This is a genomic window from Pseudomonas sp. PB103, assembly GCF_009764635.1.
In the GTDB taxonomy this organism is placed as follows: Bacteria; Pseudomonadota; Gammaproteobacteria; order Pseudomonadales; family Pseudomonadaceae; genus Aquipseudomonas.
Genome location: NZ_RWIL01000052.1, coordinates 26224 through 43113, shown reverse-complemented (window position 1 = coordinate 43113; position 16890 = coordinate 26224). Strand labels below are relative to the sequence as shown.

General features: G+C 60.7%; 19 protein-coding genes. 7 read left to right on the top strand and 12 right to left on the bottom strand.

Annotation, left to right across the window (positions count from 1 at the left end):
- Nucleotides 1-66 precede the first annotated feature (66 nt).
- Nucleotides 67-2256: a patatin-like phospholipase family protein gene (locus EJA70_RS10340; protein ID WP_008087386.1), complete on the bottom strand. Its 2190-nt coding sequence runs from the start codon at nt 2254-2256 to the stop codon at nt 67-69.
- Between the two features lie 71 nt (nt 2257-2327).
- Here EJA70_RS10340 and EJA70_RS10335 point away from each other — a divergent pair, with 71 nt between their 5' ends.
- Nucleotides 2328-2615 carry a SelT/SelW/SelH family protein gene (locus EJA70_RS10335; RefSeq protein ID WP_016771139.1) on the top strand — a complete coding sequence of 96 codons (288 nt, stop codon included), beginning with the start codon at nt 2328-2330 and terminating at the stop codon, nt 2613-2615.
- Here EJA70_RS10335 and EJA70_RS10330 read toward each other — a convergent pair.
- Together EJA70_RS10330 and EJA70_RS10325 are read right to left on the bottom strand one after the other, a co-directional pair.
- The gene (locus EJA70_RS10330; RefSeq protein ID WP_158830674.1) at nt 2609-3502 is read right to left on the bottom strand and encodes a DMT family transporter; all 894 of its coding nucleotides are present in this window, start codon (nt 3500-3502) and stop codon (nt 2609-2611) included. The genes EJA70_RS10335 and EJA70_RS10330 overlap by 7 nt on opposite strands.
- Nucleotides 3503-3688: 186 nt before the next feature.
- The gene (locus tag EJA70_RS10325; RefSeq protein WP_158830673.1) at nt 3689-4453 is read right to left on the bottom strand and encodes an AraC family transcriptional regulator; all 765 of its coding nucleotides are present in this window, start codon (nt 4451-4453) and stop codon (nt 3689-3691) included.
- 133 nt (nt 4454-4586) lie between these two features.
- On the opposite strand from EJA70_RS10325, the gene EJA70_RS10320 reads away from it, so the two are divergent.
- Complete coding sequence (locus tag EJA70_RS10320; RefSeq protein WP_008087323.1) at nt 4587-5402, top strand: UDP-2,3-diacylglucosamine diphosphatase; 816 nt, start codon at nt 4587-4589, stop codon at nt 5400-5402.
- A 115-nt stretch (nt 5403-5517) separates the two neighbouring features.
- Here EJA70_RS10320 and EJA70_RS10315 read toward each other — a convergent pair whose 3' ends face one another.
- Nucleotides 5518-6108, bottom strand: coding sequence for an HD domain-containing protein (locus EJA70_RS10315; RefSeq protein WP_158830672.1), 591 nt, complete (start codon nt 6106-6108; stop codon nt 5518-5520).
- A 24-nt stretch (nt 6109-6132) separates the two neighbouring features.
- Complete coding sequence (locus tag EJA70_RS10310; RefSeq protein WP_158830671.1) at nt 6133-6444, bottom strand: DUF962 domain-containing protein; 312 nt, start codon at nt 6442-6444, stop codon at nt 6133-6135.
- A gap of 164 nt (nt 6445-6608) precedes the next feature.
- Between EJA70_RS10310 and EJA70_RS10305 the strand changes: the two genes are divergently transcribed.
- Nucleotides 6609-7670, top strand: a complete 1062-nt coding sequence (locus EJA70_RS10305; protein ID WP_202949192.1) for an AraC family transcriptional regulator — start codon at nt 6609-6611, stop codon at nt 7668-7670.
- On the opposite strand, the gene EJA70_RS10300 is transcribed toward EJA70_RS10305, so the two are convergent.
- Nucleotides 7627-9081 carry a TrkH family potassium uptake protein gene (locus EJA70_RS10300; protein WP_008087314.1) on the bottom strand — a complete coding sequence of 485 codons (1455 nt, stop codon included), beginning with the start codon at nt 9079-9081 and terminating at the stop codon, nt 7627-7629. The genes EJA70_RS10305 and EJA70_RS10300 overlap by 44 nt on opposite strands.
- A 121-nt stretch (nt 9082-9202) precedes the next feature.
- Here EJA70_RS10300 and EJA70_RS10295 point away from each other — a divergent pair, with 121 nt between their 5' ends.
- Nucleotides 9203-9769: a nitroreductase family protein gene (locus EJA70_RS10295; RefSeq protein ID WP_158830670.1), complete on the top strand. Its 567-nt coding sequence runs from the start codon at nt 9203-9205 to the stop codon at nt 9767-9769.
- Nucleotides 9770-9864: 95 nt separating this feature from the next.
- On the opposite strand, the gene EJA70_RS10290 is transcribed toward EJA70_RS10295, so the two are convergent.
- From EJA70_RS10290 to EJA70_RS10265, 6 genes are all read right to left on the bottom strand, one after another.
- Nucleotides 9865-11205 (bottom strand): cell wall metabolism sensor histidine kinase WalK, encoded by a 1341-nt coding sequence (locus EJA70_RS10290; protein WP_158830669.1) that lies wholly within the window; start codon nt 11203-11205, stop codon nt 9865-9867.
- A 196-nt stretch (nt 11206-11401) separates the two neighbouring features.
- The gene (locus EJA70_RS10285; protein WP_123452623.1) at nt 11402-11851 is read right to left on the bottom strand and encodes a Spy/CpxP family protein refolding chaperone; all 450 of its coding nucleotides are present in this window, start codon (nt 11849-11851) and stop codon (nt 11402-11404) included.
- Nucleotides 11852-12106: 255 nt separating this feature from the next.
- Nucleotides 12107-12784: a response regulator transcription factor gene (locus EJA70_RS10280; RefSeq protein WP_158830668.1), complete on the bottom strand. Its 678-nt coding sequence runs from the start codon at nt 12782-12784 to the stop codon at nt 12107-12109.
- A 7-nt stretch (nt 12785-12791) separates the two neighbouring features.
- Complete coding sequence (locus EJA70_RS10275) at nt 12792-13202, bottom strand: hypothetical protein (protein WP_008088823.1); 411 nt, start codon at nt 13200-13202, stop codon at nt 12792-12794.
- A 363-nt stretch (nt 13203-13565) separates the two neighbouring features.
- Nucleotides 13566-13865: a YciI family protein gene (locus tag EJA70_RS10270; protein ID WP_007919677.1), complete on the bottom strand. Its 300-nt coding sequence runs from the start codon at nt 13863-13865 to the stop codon at nt 13566-13568.
- Between the two features lies 1 nt (nt 13866).
- Complete coding sequence (locus tag EJA70_RS10265; RefSeq protein WP_158830667.1) at nt 13867-14466, bottom strand: septation protein A; 600 nt, start codon at nt 14464-14466, stop codon at nt 13867-13869.
- Between the two features lie 87 nt (nt 14467-14553).
- Here EJA70_RS10265 and EJA70_RS10260 point away from each other — a divergent pair, with 87 nt between their 5' ends.
- From EJA70_RS10260 to EJA70_RS10250, 3 genes are read left to right on the top strand one after another with little or no spacing between them, the layout of a single operon-like run.
- A complete protein-coding gene (locus tag EJA70_RS10260; protein ID WP_008088825.1) occupies nt 14554-15417 on the top strand; it encodes a PHP domain-containing protein in 864 nt (287 codons plus the stop codon).
- 13 nt (nt 15418-15430) lie between these two features.
- The gene (locus EJA70_RS10255; RefSeq protein ID WP_038363745.1) at nt 15431-16060 is read left to right on the top strand and encodes an L-threonylcarbamoyladenylate synthase; all 630 of its coding nucleotides are present in this window, start codon (nt 15431-15433) and stop codon (nt 16058-16060) included.
- Complete coding sequence (locus EJA70_RS10250) at nt 16061-16882, top strand: ScpA family protein (protein ID WP_008088827.1); 822 nt, start codon at nt 16061-16063, stop codon at nt 16880-16882.
- The last annotated feature ends 8 nt before the right edge of the window (nt 16883-16890 follow it).

Sequence of the window (16890 nt, the reverse complement as noted above, 5' to 3'; positions counted from 1 at the left end):
GCCGCAGGCTGCGATCTTTTGATCTTGCCTTAAAAAGATCGCAGCCTGCGGCAGCTCCTACATAGTTCAGAAGGTCTGGCCGAGGTTGAGGTACACCGCCTGCTCGTTCGCATCATTCAGCCCGTAACTGAAATTCAGCGGCCCCAGTGGCGTATCGAAGCCGATGAACACGCTCGCCGCATTGATGTAGCCACTGTCGAATTCATTGTCGTTGTTCCACGCCCGACCCCGTTCCAGCGAAGCGCCGGCGTACAGCGGGAAGTCCAGCGGCAGGTACGAACGCGGCGTCAGCCGGCGGTAGTACACCGCGCGCATCAGGCTGACGTTCTGCCCGGACACCGCATCCTCGCGGAACCCGGACAACTGCCGCGCACCGCCGAGCAGAAAACTCGACGTCACGACATTGGCATCGTCCAGCGTACGGCCGTAGCGGCCACCCAGGATCAACGTATCCGGCCCGTGACTCATGGCTTTGTCGAGTTTGAACTCCCATTGACGATAGCGTGTGTCCGAGCCCAGGCCGGGCTCGAACTGCATGAATGTCAGGCTGACGTCCTTGCCTTCGTGGGGGAAGTAGACGTTGTCCAGCGAGTCGTACGAGTACTTCAAACTGTAGAAACCCTCGTTGAAACTCTCGCTCGGCAGATCCTGATCGCCAATGCGCACATCCGCCTTGCCCCAGGCCTCACCCACCCCGAAGCGCACTTCGCCGTTGTTGCCGATCTGCCGACCGAGGTTGAGACCGAAACCGTAACGTTCTACGCGATACTGCGCGATCGGGTCGTTATCGAGCACCGAGTCGACGTTCTGCGCCTCGAACGAGGCATACGGTGCGACGAAGTAGCGCGAGCCGACGTCCAGCGGCTGATAGAACTCGGTGTACAGCTCCTGTTTGTCGCCGATCTGCGCCCGGGTCAACCATTCCGCACCGAGGCGGTTGATGCCGTTGATGCGATAACTGGCGCCGAGGTTGAAGGCGCTGTCGCCACGCATGTCGTCTGACAGGTTGAGGCCGACGCGCAAGTAATCGGTGCCGCTGCGCTTGCCACGGGCGCTGATCACCAGCGTGTGTTCCTGGCCTTTGTGCACTACGCGGTATTGCACCTGTTCGAAGTAGTCGAGGCCATACAAGGTGCCCATGTCCGAGTGCAGTCGACCCAGGTCGAGGGGCTCGCCGATGTGCTGACGGATGTAGTAGCGGATCACATCGTCGTCGACTTTCGAGTCGTTCTCGACGCGGATCGCGGTGATGATCGGCGTCCGTTGGCCGGGCGAACGGGCGGCGTTGAGCTCGGCGTCCTGGGCTTCTTTGGGTTTGAGCACGGCGAGGCGCGCATCGAGAACTCGGGTGGCGCGGTAGCCGGCGTCGATCATTTCCTGAGCCTTGCCGAAATCGGTGGCATCGAATGCCGCCAGCGGCGGCTGGATCAGCACATCAGAAGATTTCAGCGCCGCCAGTTGTTCTTCCGAGTTGCTGCGAGTCATCAGGGTAATCGACTGGTTCAATACGTCGACCACGGTGGTCAACTGCTTGCGGTTGCGCAGCGGTGTGCCGATATCGACGACGATGGCCACGTCGACGCCCATTTGCCGTGCCACATCGAGGGGGATGTTGTCGGTCATGCCACCGTCCACCAGCAGGCGGCCGTCGAGTTCGACCGGGGCGAACACGGCCGGGATCGACATGCTCGCGCGGATCACCTGAGGCAAATGCCCTTTGCGGAATACCACTTTTTCGCCATTGGAAATGTCGGTGGCGACGGCGCGGAACGGGATCGGCAGTTTGTCGAAATCGCGGGTGTCACTGGTGTGCGCCAGCAGGCTTTCCAGCAGCAGCGCAAGGTTCTGGCCCTGAATCACTCCCAGCGGCAGGCCAAGGCTGCCGTCGTCGCGGAAGCTGAGTTTCTGTTTCACCAGAAAGTCGCGGTCATCCTGCTTGCGCCGAAACGGCACGTCTTCGCGCGGCGGGGCATCGGAGAGCGCGGCTTGCCAGTCGATGTTCAGCGCGAGTTTTTCCAGCTCATCAATCTTGTAGCCCGAGGCATACAGGCCGCCGACCACCGCGCCCATGCTGGTGCCGGCGATCGCATCGATCTTGATGCCTTGCTCTTCCAGTGCTTTAAGCACGCCGATATGCGCCAGCCCGCGCGCCGCGCCGCCGGACAGCACCAGGCCGACTTTCGGCCGTGGCGCGTCACTGGCGTGAACCAGGAGTGGAAGGAAACCAAGCAGCAGGCAGAACAGCAGACGGCGCATTGTGAGTCTCGGGGCAAGCGATAAAGCCGGCTATTATAGCGGCGCCCTCTGTCTCAGGAGTTTCCGCGAACATGACCGTTGCCAAAGCTGAAGTTGTCATCACCTATTGCACTCAATGCCAGTGGTTGCTGCGCGCCGCGTGGCTGGCGCAGGAACTGCTCAGCACGTTTGCCGACGATCTCGGCAAAGTCTCGTTGGTGCCAGGCACCGGCGGGGTCTTTCACATCACCTGCGCAGGCGTGCAGATTTGGGAGCGCAAGGCCGATGGCGGTTTCCCTGAGGCCAAGGTGCTGAAACAGCGAGTTCGCGATCAGATCGATCCAGATCGCGACCTCGGCCACAACGACCGAACTCAGTGAGACGCGGCCTCGGCGGCGATGGTTTTCTTGTCGGCATTGCCTGACATTCGCGCCGACACGACGATGGCGACAATGATCAACGCGCCGCCGATCAACATCTTCGGCGTCGGGTTTTCATTGAACAGCAGCCAGGCGATGGTGATGCCGTAGACCGGCTCCATCGCGAACACTACCGCCGCCGTGCGCGCCTTGATCACCGCCAGGCTGGCGACGAACAGGCTGTGGGCGACGCCGGTGCAGAACACGCCGAGCAGGGCGATCCACAACCAGTCCAGCGCGCGCACTTCGCTCAGTTGCGGCGCCGCGACCGGCAGCAGACACAGGGCCACCACCACGTTTTGACACAGCGCCGCCTGCACCGCCGGGATGCGTCCGGAGCTGGCGCGGTTGGTCAGCGACAGCAGCGAGAACAGCAGCCCGGACAACACCGACCAAAGCAAACCGACGGTAGCGCCGCTGCCCAGATCGAACGCCGGGGTCACCAGAATCAGGCCGATGCTGACCAGCACCACCAGCAGAATTTCATTGGCACGGATGCGTTCGCGGAAGATCAGCCCTTCGAGAATCACCGTGAATGCCGGGAAGCTGGCAAAACCCAAGGTGGCGATGGCGACGCCGGCGATCTTCACCGAAATGAAAAAGCTCACCCAGTGCCCGGCCAGCAACACGCCGCTGAGGGCCAATCGACGCCAGTCCACGGCCTGAAGTTTTTGCCAGCCCTGTTGACTGGCAAAACGGGCGAAAAACGCCAGGGCGAGCACGGCAAAAGCGGCGCGCCCGAAGACGATTACGGCGGGGGAGGCGGCAGCGAGTTTGCCGAACACGCCGGTCAGGCCAAACATCAAAGCACCAATGTGCAGAGCGCCGAGGGCGGTACGCGGAGTCATTGCAATCCTTCTATCTAAATCACAGTCATTGACACAATTTCACTGTAGGAGCTGCCGAAGGCTGCGATCTTTTGATCTTGCTTGATCGTTCCCACGCGGAGCGTGGGAACGATCAACATCAAAAGATCGCAGCCTTCGGCAGCTCCTACATTTAAGCGTGTAGAGGTCAGTAAGTCTGTCGGCGGACTATCGTCGTTTGTCGCAGGAGTCGCGACGAAGCTGGCCGGGTGATGCGCCGAACTCGCGTAGCACGGCGGCCGAGAAGGCACTCTGCGAACTGTAACCGACGCGACTGGCAATTTCGCCCATCGGCAACAGCGTGTCGCGGAGCATTTGCACGGCCAGATGCAATCGTCGACTGCGGATGTAATCCATCGGTGTCTGCCCGCACTCGGCCATGAAGCGTGCATGCAGGCGCGCGCTTGAGAGCCCGGCAACCCGCGCCAGATCGGCAACCTGCAGCGGATATGCGGCGTTTTGCTCGATGTGCGCATCCAGCGCCGCATAGGGCAGGCGTCGGGCCGCCAGCTCGGCCGGCCGCGCCTGATTGAGGCTGGCCAGGAGCAACACTGAACCTTGCTGCGCGATCAACGGATCGCTGACCGGGCTGTTCGCCAGCCAACTGACCAACTGACTCTGCCCGGAATCCAGCGACAGACGCGCGGGCTGATCAAGCAAGCGGCGGCTGGCGTCGGCATGATCGCCCAGCGAGTCGACCAGCCATTGCCCGTCAGGAATATCCATCACCAGACAGCGGCTGCCATCGGGACTGCCGCAAGCGTGATGCGCACCCGAAGGAATAACCACGAAACTCTGCTGACGCACCTGACTGCCACAACCCTCGACTTCGAAATCCAGCGCGCCCGACAACCCGAACACCAGTTGGGCGTGTTCGTGGCTGTGCACGATCAGATCGTGGGTGTACTGACGCAGGGTGAGAATCGGGCGCATGAACAAGTCTCCGGGCAGGCCTGCAGTCTACACCGACCCGCATCGGGTGCGTTGTCACACGACTGACGCACGCTTGTCATGGTCGATTAACCGGGCGCGCGCACAGTGGCGAAAACATCGCAGAGGGTTGCCCATGACCAGCGCCGAGCTCGCCAGACCCAGTCGCAAACAACGGGTGCGAACCCTGTGGATCTCCGACGTGCACCTGGGCACGCGCGATTGCCAGGCCGAGCACTTGTCGACGTTCCTCAAGGGCTATCACGCCGACAAGATCTATCTGGTCGGCGACATCATCGACGGCTGGAAACTGCGCGGTGGCATGTACTGGCCGCAGGCGCACACCAATGTGATTCGTCGATTGCTGACCATGAGCAAGCGCGGCACCGAAGTGATCTACGTCACCGGTAATCACGATGAGTTTTTGCGCCGTTATTCGAAGCTGATTCTGGGCAATATCCAGTTGGTCGACGAGGCGGTGCACGTCACCGCGGACGGGCGCCATCTGCTGGTAATTCATGGCGACCAGTTTGATGTGATCACCCGATATCACCGCTGGCTGGCCTTCCTTGGCGACTCGGCCTACGAAGTGACCCTGACGCTCAATCGCTGGCTCAACCACTGGCGTGCGCGTTATGGCTACGGTTACTGGTCGCTGTCGGCGTACCTGAAACACAAGGTGAAGACGGCGGTGAGTTTCATCAGCGATTTTGAAGAAGCCATCGCCCATGAGTGCGTGAAGCGCGAGTTGCACGGGGTGGTCTGCGGGCACATTCACCATGCCGAGATCCGTAAGGTCGGCGAGGTGGATTACCTCAACTGCGGCGATTGGGTGGAATCGTGCACGGCGCTGATCGAGCATTGGGATGGCACGATCGAGTTATATCGGCTGGCGGATGCACAGGCCCGGGAGGCGGAGCTGAAGGCCGCCAAAGTCGCCGAACTTGCCTGATTCTCGGGTTTTTTAGAGGGCCTCATCGCTGGCAAGCCAGCTCCCACATGTTTTATGAGCGCCACAGAATCCTGTGGGAGCTGGCTTGCCAGCGATGAGGCCAGAACAAACTACATCAAACCGTGCTGTGTTCTTCCATCGCGGCCGTGTAAATCGAGTTCTTCGGCTGTGCAAACAACCGCTCCATCATCGGCTCGAAAAAGCTCAACGGCAGCGTGTCATAGTCAGGATCAAACGCCGCCGCATCGTACTTGGCGCAAAACTCGGCCGTCGCCTGAAACTGCGGATGCCCGGCGAATTGCTCGCGCAGATGCCGATCCATGCCCAAGTGATGAAAGAAGTAATAACCCTGAAACACCCCATGCTTCTCGACCATCCACAGATTCTCGGCACTGACGAACGGCTTGAGAATCGCCGCCGCAATGTCCGGATGGTTGTAAGAACCCAGAGTGTCGCCAATGTCATGCAGCAACGCGCAAACCACGTATTCCTCATCGCGACCATCACGGAAGGCGCGGGTCGCGGTTTGCAGCGAGTGGGTCAGGCGATCCACCGGGAACCCGCCGAAATCACCTTCGAGCAATTTCAGGTGGGTGAGGATCCGCGACGGCAATTGTTTGGCGTAAGCGCTGAAGTCGGCGGCGATGATCGCCCAGTCTTCCTGTGTGCCGTCCTTCATGTGCGTGAAACGGGCATTGGCATTCATCGGCAAACCTCTGGTTCTTATTGTTCAGAACGCGACGCGACCCAGAATCATGTCGCGGTACATGACGAAGTCGCCAAGCAGGCTGTACAGCGGATGCTGAAACGTCGCCGGGCGGTTCTTTTCAAAGAAGAAGTGCCCGATCCAGGCGAAACTGTAACCAGCCAGCGGCAAGGCCAATAACAGCAGCCAGGCGCCTTTGGCGATGGTCATCGCGAGAATGAAAATAACCAGCGTGGTGCCGATGAAATGCAGGCGCCGGCAGGTGCTGTTGCTGTGTTCGCTGAGGTAATACGGATAGAGCTCGGCGAAGCTGTTGAATTGCTTGATATTTTCCACGACCGCGGTCTCTGTGGTTATTGTTCTGGCGACGAGTTGTTCTGCGGGTAGCTTATTTGAGTCTAGAGTGATCATTGGCGTGGGCCAGTGACAATCGGCGCCACTTTAGTATCCTTCGCAAATCAGGCCGTAGCATGCGGCCCCTCATGTAAAAGAAAAACGCCATGAGCGAACGAACGACTTCTGCAAGCTGGGCGATGGGGATTGTCAAAGCATTGGAGATGGACGGCCTGGATTGCCGGGTTCTGTTCAAGCAACTGGGGCTCGATTACGCGGCTCTGGATGATCCGGATGCGCGCTTCCCGCAAGACTCCATGACCCGGCTCTGGCAACGGGCAGTCGAGCTGTCGGGTAATCCGGCGATCGGCCTGAACATGGGTAAAGTGGTGCGACCGGCCTCGTTTCATGTCGCCGGCTATGCGCTGATGTCGAGCAATACCCTCGCCGAAGGCTTTCAGCGGCTGGTGCGTTATCAGCGGATCATCGCCGAAAGCGCCGACTTGAGTTTTCGTCTGCTCGAAGAAGGCTATGCGCTGATTCTGACGGTGCACGGCGATCATCTGCCGCCGACCCGACAAAGCGCCGAAGCCTCGCTGGCCTGTGCCTTGGGCCTGTGCGGCTGGTTGAGCGGGCGTACGCTGCACCCGGTCAAAGTGCTGGTGCAGGGCGCCCAACCCGCCGATCTCGAACCGTATAAACAAGCCTTTCACGCGCCGTTGGTGTTCAACGCACCGTACGATGCGCTGATTTTCGAGCGCGCCGACATGGAAGCGCCGCTGCCCACCGCCAACGAGGCGATGGCGCTGCTGCACGATCGTTTTGCCGGAGAATATCTGGCGCGGTTTTCCGAGAGTCGGGTCACGCACAAGGCGCGGCAGGTGCTGTGCCGGTTGCTGCCGCAAGGTGAACCGAAGCGCGATACCGTGGCGCAGACCCTGCATTTATCGCAGCGTACGTTGCAGCGGCGCTTGCAGGAGGAGGGCACGAGTTTTCAGCAACTGCTCGATGACACCCGCCGCGAGCTCGCCGAGCAGTATCTGGCGCAACCGAGCATGACCTTGCTGGAAATCGCTTATCTGTTGGGGTTTGCCGACCCGAGCAATTTCTTCCGTGCCTTCCGCCGCTGGTTCGACACCACGCCCGGCGATTACCGGGCGCGGCTGTTGCAGGCGCCGGGTACGGTCAGTGACGCCAAAAGGCCGGAATACACAGCACAAACACCGTAATGATCTCGAGTCGGCCGAGCAGCATGCCGAACGACAGGATCCACTTGGCTGCGTCCGGCAAGGTGGCAAAGTTGCCCGCCGGGCCAATGGTTTCGCCCAGGCCCGGGCCAACGCCGGACACGGTGCTGGCAGCGCCGGTCAGCGCGGTCATCCAGTCGACGCCAAGCAGCGACAGCAGCAGGGCGATCACGCAGATAGTGATGGCGAAGAAAAACGAAAAAGTCAGAATCGAACGCACGATCTCTTCGTCGAGGCGATGACCGTTGTACTTCTGCTTGATCACCGCGCGCGGGTGAATCAGCTGATTAAGGTTGGCCTTGAGCAGGATGTAGGCGACCTGGAAACGGAAAATCTTGATCCCGCCCGCCGTCGAGCCGGAACAGCCGCCGACAAAGCCCAGATAGAAGAACAACATCAACGAGAAGTTGCCCCACAGGCTGTAGTCGCCGAGGGCGAAGCCGGTGGTGGTGACTACCGAGGTCACGTTCAGCGCCACGTGGCGCAATGCGTCCAGCCAATGCAGGTTGGTCGTCCACCAGTACCAAGTGCCGAGTACCAGCCACGTCACCAGCAACATGCCGAGCAGACCCTGCACCTGCTGATCGCGGATCAGCGCCTTGCGGTTGCCGCGCATGGTCGCCACGTACAGGGTGAACGGCAGGCTGCCGAGAATCATGATCACCACCGCCACCCAGTGCACCGCCGGTTGCGTCCACTTGGCCAGCGACTGGTCGGAGGTCGAGAAACCGCCGGTGGAAATCGCCGACATCGCGTGGTTGATCGCATCGAACGGGCTCATCCCGGCCCACCAGAATGCGAGGCTGCCGACAATGGTGATGCCGACGTACGCCGCCACGATCAGGCGCGCCACCATGTGCGAGCGCGGCATGACCTTTTCCGAACGGTCGGACGATTCGGTCTGGAACAGGCGCATGCCACCGATGCGCAACAGCGGCAGGATCGCCACCGCCATACCGATAAAGCCGATGCCGCCGATCCAGTGCAGCAATGAGCGCCACATCAGGATGCCGGGGGACATATCATCGAGATGATTGAGCACGGTCGAACCGGTGGCGGTGATCCCGGACATGCTCTCGAAAAACGAGTCGGTGTAACTGATGTGCTGGGTCAGCAGAAACGGCAGCGCGGCGAAAATGCACACCACCAACCAACTGCTGACGGTCAGCAAATACATGTCGCGCGGGCGCAAGTGAATGTGTTCGGGACGGCCGGGGATCACCAGCGCGAGGCCGGCGACGAAGGTGATCATGCTCGCCCAGAGGAACGACGGCAGGTCGCTGGTGCGATCAAAGATCACCAGCGTGGCCATGGGCACGACCATGGCGACGGCCAGGGTGATCAGGAAGATGCCGATGATGAAACCAATGATCCGTAAGGTCGGCAACGCCATGAAGTCCGCTCGGGCTGTGGTGGGAAGGGCGCCATTCTACCTGCGGGGCAGGGCATGTAAACCGGCATCCTGTTGGCAGATAAAGCTAGAATAGCCGCACATATTTTTCAGGAGGTGGCCGATGCAGGCTCTCGACGCGTTGCTCAACCGTGTTTCCGTTCCACGACTGGTCGAACCGGCCCCCACTGCCGAACAGCGTGAAGCCTTGTTTGCCGCAGCCTTGCGTGCGCCGGATCACGGGCATTTGCAGCCGTATCGCTTCTTGACTGTCGAAGGCGCTGCGCGCGAGCAGATGGGCGAGTTGCTGGCTGAAGCTGCGCAGCAGCAGGCAGGCGAAGTCACCGAAGCGATGATCGATAAGGCCCGCAATGGCCCGCTACGGGCGCCGCTGGTGGTTGTGGTGATCGCCAGGTTGCAGGATCACGTCAAATACCCGAAAGCTGAGCAGTTGCTCGCGGCGGGGTGTGCGGCCCACGGGATTTTGCTGGCAGCGTATGCGCAGGGGATTGGTGCGGTGTGGCGTACGGGGGATTTGGCCTATTCCCGGCACGTGGCGCAGGGTTTGGGCTTGGCGGAAGGTGAAGAAGTGATCGCGTTCTTGTACCTCGGCACGCCGCAGAAAGAACCGCGTGTGGCGGAGAAGGTAGATCTGACTGAGTTCGTCAGCGCCTGGCCGGGTAAAGCTTAAAGTCAAAAGATCGCAGCCTGCGGCAGCTCCTACATTGGAATGCGTTTTCCTGTAGGAGCTGCCGCAGGCTGCGATCTTTTTGCATCACCGAAAATCTACGGCTGAACCACCGCGCCCGGCACCAGCGGCAATTCCAGGCTGGCAATAAACCCGCCCTGCGGATGATTGACCAACGTCAAACTCCCGCCATGCCGCTCCGCCGCCCGCCGCGCAATCGCCAGGCCCAAACCATGTCCCGCCGCCGTCTGCCCTGGCGCCCGATAGAACGGCTCACCCAACTGACTCAAATGTTCGGCCTGCACGCCCGGCCCATGGTCGCGCACGCTCACAATAATTTTCTCGCCCTGACGTGAGGCCTGCATTTCAATCGCCTGACCCTCCGGGTTGAAACGCTGGGCATTACGCAGAAGATTATCGACGGCCCGCTCAATCATCGTTGGCCAACCTTTGAGTTGCAGATGCGGTTCCACGTCCAGACGTACCGTCTGCTCAGGCGAACCGAGTTTCGCGTCCTTCTGCAAAGTGCCGAGCAGCGCATTCAAATCCACGTCTTCCGCACTGGCGTTGTCGGCATCGACCCGTGCCAACACCAGAATCTCGCTGATCAACGCTTCCAGGCGATCGCACTCGCGGGTCAGGCGCGGCCAGAGCTTTTCGCGTTCTTCAGGGTTGGCTCGTTCGGCCAGCGCCAAGGCAATGCGCAGCCGCGCCAACGGTGAGCGCAGTTCATGAGAAACGTCGCGCAGCAACTGGCGTTGACTGCCGATCAGGCTTTGCAGTCGCGCACCCATGCGGTTGAAGTCGGTGGCGAGTACGCCGAATTCATCACGGCGGTTGGCCAGTTTCGCCAGGCTGTTTTGCTGATAGGTGGTCTGCCCCAGATCATGTACAGCACCGCGCAGACGGCTGAGCGGGCGGGTGATGGAGAAGGTCACCAGCAAACTGAACAGGGTCAGCACCACCAGCGCGATGCCCAACGCACTCAATGGCCAGAGCAGGCTTTCGCGGTGCCAGGCGTCGAGTTCCGGGTGCGGGATGCGGTAGATGAACAGGTAGGTGTCACCGGTTTTTTCACTGGTGAATTCGTCGGTCAGGCGGCGCCATGGCAGGCGACGGTCATCGTTGTTCTGCCGCGCTTCGAAAGCGGCGGCGCGGCGCGGGAAGGTGCCACGCACCACCGGATCGCCGGATTCGTTGAGCACCTGGACGTCGATGTGATATTGGCGTTTGCGTTGTTCGAGGATGTCCTGCGCGGCTTCTTCGCCTTGCGCTTCGTATGACTGCGTCCATTCAGCGGCCAGGGTGTTGAGGCCCGGATGGCGACTGAGGATCCACGCGTCCTGATTGAGCATATGCCCGAGTAGAATCGACAACCCGGCCACCAGTGCGATGGCCAGCCAGAAGCTCGCGAGAATACGCCAGAACAATGAACGCACAGAAAATCCTCAATCAAACATAAACCTTTGTAGGAGCTGCGGCACGCTGCGATCTGATCGTTCCCACGCTCTGCGTGGAAATGCAGCCGGGGACGCTCTGCGTCCCACAGTCAAAAGATCGCAGCGTGCCGCAGCTCCTACAGGGGCAAGTGCAAACAGGCCCGACGGGGTTAGCCGTCGGGCCATGGTCAGAACATTATTGCGCTTTTTGCGGCTGTTGCGCTTTCCACGCCTTGAACTCGGCCCATTCAGCGCGGCGTTCGGCCTGTTTCTTCTGGATCTCGTCGAATTTCTTCTGTTGATCCGGTTTCAGCACCGCACGCACATCGGTCTCGGCTTTCTTGTGGTTGGCCGCCATCTCGTCTTTCATGGCTTTCTGGTCAGCCGGCGAGAGTTTTTCCAGGTACTTGTCGACCACTTGCTTACGCTCGTGCATCTGCTCGCCCATGATCTTGCGGATCTGCTCGCGTTGTTCGCGGGACAGGTCGAGTTGGCTGTACGGGCCTTTGCCGTGCATGCCGTGCATCTGACCGCCGTGGCGTGGGCCGTCGAGCGGGCCACCCATCGGGCCGCCATCTTGCGGCATGGCCATGGCGACGGTTGGCAGAGCGGCAGCGAACATCAGAGCGATAAGAGTCTTGCGCATGGTGAATCTCCTTGTCTCGTTCCCGGTACGTTCCGGATGAGTTCAGATTACGGAGATCAAGGTCAGCGGCGGTCAGCACTGCGTAAAGCTTGGGTAAAGACGTTTCGCGCCCAACCTTACACATATCCCTGTAGGAGCTGCGGCACGCTGCGATCTTTTGATCTGTCTTTTAAAAACAAGATCAAAAGATCGCAGCCTGCGGCAGCTCCTACAGGTGGAGGCGTCGGTTACCGTTGGCCGGGGGATGTGTGCGGTTCAGAGGCTGTAGTAGTAACCGCGGCTGCGTAGGGCGACGATGCGTGGGCGGCCATCCGGGTGCGGGCCGATCTTTTTGCGCAGGTTGCTGACGTGCATGTCGAGGCTGCGGTCATACAGGGTCAGCTTGCGGCCGAGGGCGATCTGCGCCAGTTCCTGTTTGTCCAGCGGCTCGCCCGGTTGCTTGAGCAGGGCCTCGAGCAGACGGCTTTCGGACACGGTAAGGGTCAGTTCTTTCTCGTCGATGCTGACCACGCCGCGCACCGGGCTGAAACTCAGGTCGCCCAGTTCCAGCTGCGTCGACACGGCGGCCGGGTGACTGCGGCGCAACACGGCGCGCAGGCGAGCGGTCAGCTCGCGCGGGTCGCACGGTTTGGCCAGGTAATCATCGGCGCCGAGCTCCAGGCCGAGGATACGGTCCAGCGGCTCGCCACGGGCCGAGAGCATCAGCACCGGCAGGTCGGCATGGTCGCTGCGCAATTGCTTGAGCAATTCCAGACCGCTGCCGTCGGGCAGCATGACGTCCAGCACTACCGCCGCCGGGGCGGTTTCGGCCAACGCCTTGCGGGCGCTCTGGCCGTCGTGGCAGGCGCGCACCTGGAAGCCTTCCTGGCTCAACCAGCTACTCAGGAGTTCACACAACTCCTGGTCATCATCAATCAATAACAGCTCGCTCATGACTCACTCAATTTAGCCATTGCCGACGTTTTCGGCTTGCTCCACTGGCAAAGATACCGCAGAGCAGCGCCAATAGCGCTACTCCGGCTCCCGTGACGAACCACTGCTGCTGATCGGTCAGCAAGCGCGGCAGCGGGCTGGCCTGGGCTTCCTTGAGTTGCAGCTTGAGGCGCTGGTTCTCTTGGCGCAGTCGGGCGAGCTGAGCGCTTTCGCGTGCAGTGTCGGCACTTTGCAGTTGTTTACTCAACTCTTCCCGCTGCTGCTCGCTCGCTTTGAGGCGCTGTTGCAGCTCGGTGATCTGGCTGCCGGCGCTTAACGACAATGGCGTGGAGCTGCCGCCTTCGGTGGTTTCCTCACCATGGGCGGGCGCCATGATCGACAACGTCACCAACATCAGACACAACGGACCCTTGCGCATCGCGACACCTGCTTCCAAATGGATATTGGGCAGGTTGTCGGCAGGCAAACGAGAATAATGAGCGATTGAGAGCTGCAAGAATCAGGAAGGTTCATTGCGCCGGAGCAGACTTGCATTGGGTATAGGTGGTTTTGTGGTGCAGGTGGCTTTGTGGTGCAAGGGAGTTGATGGTGCAGGTGACTTTGTGGCGAGGGGATTTATCCCCGATGGGCTGCGAAGCAGTCCTGAAAAATGAGTATGCGGTGTGTCAGGCACACCACATCGAATGGCTTTTGGGGCGGCTTCGCCACCCATCGGGGATAAATCCCCTCACCACAGGAATCCCCTTTGTCACAGTAATCCTGTAAGGCCCTGTCTTCAGCGTTAAGGCAGAACCTGCTTGAACGGCTTCACGACTACATTGGCATACACGCCAGCGGCGATGTACGGATCAGCATCAGCCCACGCTTGAGCAGCGCTCAGGGAATCGAACTCGGCGACGATCAGGCTGCCGGTGAAACCCGCTGCGCCCGGGTCATTGCTGTCGACGGCCGGGTGCGGGCCGGCCAATACGATGCGGCCTTCGCCCTTGAGCGCTTGCAGGCGTTCCAGATGCGCAGGACGCGCGGCCAGGCGTGCTTCCAGTGAGTTGGCGACGTCGGTGGCAATGATTGCGTAGAGCATGTCAGTCCTCGGTTTTTGGTGTTGTTGTGGTATCGGCATCGTGCAGGTGGCGCGACAGGTAAATGCCCTGTGCGACCAGGAACAATACGGTCATGCCCAGGCTGCCGAACACCTTGAAGTCCACCCAGTAGCTCTGGAAGGTGAAGGCGACGAACAGGTTCGCGGCGCCGCAGAACAGGAAAAAAACGATCCAGGCGATGTTCAGGCGGGTCCAGACCGGATCCGGCAGGGTCAGCGCGTGGCCCATGATGCGTTTGATCAGCAGGCGGTCACCGATGAAGTGGCTGCCGATGAACGCGAGGGCGAACAGCCAGTTGACCACCGGCGCTTTCCATTTCAGGAAGGTCTCGCTGTGGAAGGTCAGCGTCAGGCTGCCAAACACCAGACAGGCGATCAGGGTCAGCCATTGGCTCTTTTCCAGCTTGCGCTGTTTGATGAAAAGCGCGCCGTACACCACCAGAGAGCTGATGATCAACATCGCGGTGGCGCTGTAAATACCGCCTACAGTGACTTCATGGCCAGCGATGTCGACGACCCGTGGATCAAGTTTGTAAACGATGAAGAACAGCAGAAGCGGGATGAAATCGATGAATTGTTTCACAGTGAGAGCCAGAAGCTGGATGTGGCGGCATAATAACAAACATATGGGCGCGCGATAGCGCCAGCTGATTTGAGGTTACAACTCCCCGTGAATGTTGATTTGCACTGCCATAGCACGGCCTCCGATGGCGCCCTGGCGCCTGCGGTTCTGGTTGCGCGTGCGTTCGAAAACGGCGTGCGAGTCCTGTCGTTGACCGACCACGACACCCTCGAAGGCCTCGCCGAAGCGCGTGTGGCTGCCAATGAGTTGGGCATGCAACTGGTCAACGGCGTCGAATTGTCCTGCACCTGGGGCGGCGCGACCATCCATGTGTTGGGCTACGGATTCGACGTCAACGCCGCGCCGTTGGTCGAGGCCATCGCCAAATTGCACGATGGCCGCTGGCTGCGGTCGGAAGAAATAAGCCGCAAGCTCGCCCTCAAGGGCATGCCCGGGGCCCTCGACGGCGCGCGGAAAATCCAGCAGGAGCTGGGCGACAGCGGCAACGCCCCGGCCCGTCCGCATTTCGCCGACTGGATGGTCCGCGAAGGTTTCGTCAAGGATCGCGCCGAGGCATTCCGCAAATGGCTCGGCGCCGGCAAGCTGGGCGACGTCAAGCTGCACTGGCCGACGCTGGAAGACACCGTCGGCACGCTGCGCGCCGCCAATGCCTGGGTCAGCCTGGCGCATCCGTGGCACTACGATTTCACCCGCAGCAAGCGCCGAAAGCTGATTGCCGACTATATTCAAGCAGGCGGGCATGCAATCGAGGTGGTCAATGGCCACCAGCCTGCGGAACAGGTGGGCAGCCTGGCAATCCTTGCCCGTGAGTTCGGTCTGCTGGTCAGTGCCGGCAGTGACTTCCATGGCCCTGGCGGCTGGTCCGAGATCGGCCAGTACCGGCCGGTTCCTGAGGACCTTCCACCCCTGTGGTGTCGGTTCAAACATGACACAGATATTGCCGCCGTCTGAACAGGTAGAGAATGTGAGTCAATTTTTCCAGATCCATCCGGAAAACCCACAAGCGCGCCTGATAAAACAGGCGGTCGAGATCATCCGCAAGGGCGGAGTGGTGGTTTATCCCACGGACTCTTCCTACGCCATCGGCTGCCAGATCGGCGACAAGACTGCCATCGAGCGTGTGCGACGCCTGCGCCAGCTCGATGAAAAGCACAACTTCGCGCTGATCTGCAGCGATCTGTCGCAACTGGGCAACTACGCCAAGATCGACACCGGCACCTTCCGCATTCTCAAGGCGCACCTGCCGGGGCCTTACACCTTTATTCTCAACGCCACCCGCGAAGTGCCGCGTCTGCTACTGCATCCGAAGAAGCGCACCATCGGCCTGCGCGTGCCGAGCCATCCGATCGCGCTGGCGCTGCTGGCCGAACTCGGCGAGCCGCTGATGAGCGTGACCCTGATCATGCCCGGCGATGAAGATCCGCTCAGCGATCCTTACGAAATGCGCCAATTGCTCGAACACCAGGTGGACTTGATCGTTGACGGCGGTTTTGGCGGCATCAAAGCCTCTACCGTGATCGACCTGACCGGCGACGACCCGGAAGTGGTGCGCGTCGGTTGCGGTGATCCGACGCCGTTCATGGTCGAGGCCTGAATGTCCGCAGTGGAAACCGTTGTCGATCCCCAGGCCGATGCTCAGCAGGAACTGCCGTTTGCCATGGTCTATGGCCAGGCGGTCATGGAAATGCCGCTCGACCTGTACATCCCGCCGGATGCGCTCGAGGTGTTTCTTGAAGCCTTCGAAGGCCCGCTCGACCTGCTGCTGTACCTGATCCGCAAACAGAACATCAACATTCTCGACATCCCGGTGGCGGAAATCACCCGCCAGTACATGGGCTACGTCGAGTTGATGCAGTCGGTGCGCCTGGAACTCGCCGCCGAGTATCTGGTGATGGCCGCGATGCTCGCCGAGATCAAGTCGCGAATGCTCCTGCCGCGTGCTGAAACGGTCGAAGACGAAGAAGACGACCCGCGCGCCGAACTGATCCGCCGCTTGCAGGAATACGAGCGCTTCAAAGCTGCCGCTGAAGGTATCGACAACCTCAGCCGTGTCGGCCGCGATGTGGTCGTGCCCAAGCTCGACGCCCCGGAAGCCCGGGCGCGCAAGCTGCTGCCGGACGTGGCGCTGGAAGAGATTTTGATGTGCATGGCCGAAGTGCTGCGCCGTGGCGACATGTTTGAAAGCCACCAGGTCAGCCGCGAGGCACTGTCCACCCGCGAACGCATGAGCGATGTGCTGGAACGGCTCAAGGGCGGCGGTTTTGTGCCGTTTGTCGAGCTGTTCACCGCCGAAGAAGGGCGACTGGGTGTGGTGGTGACCTTTATGGCGATCCTTGAACTGGTCAAGGAATCCTTGGTCGAGCTGGTGCAGAATGAGCCGTTCGCCGCGATCCACGTGCGAGCCCGAGCCGAATAACGAGTCGA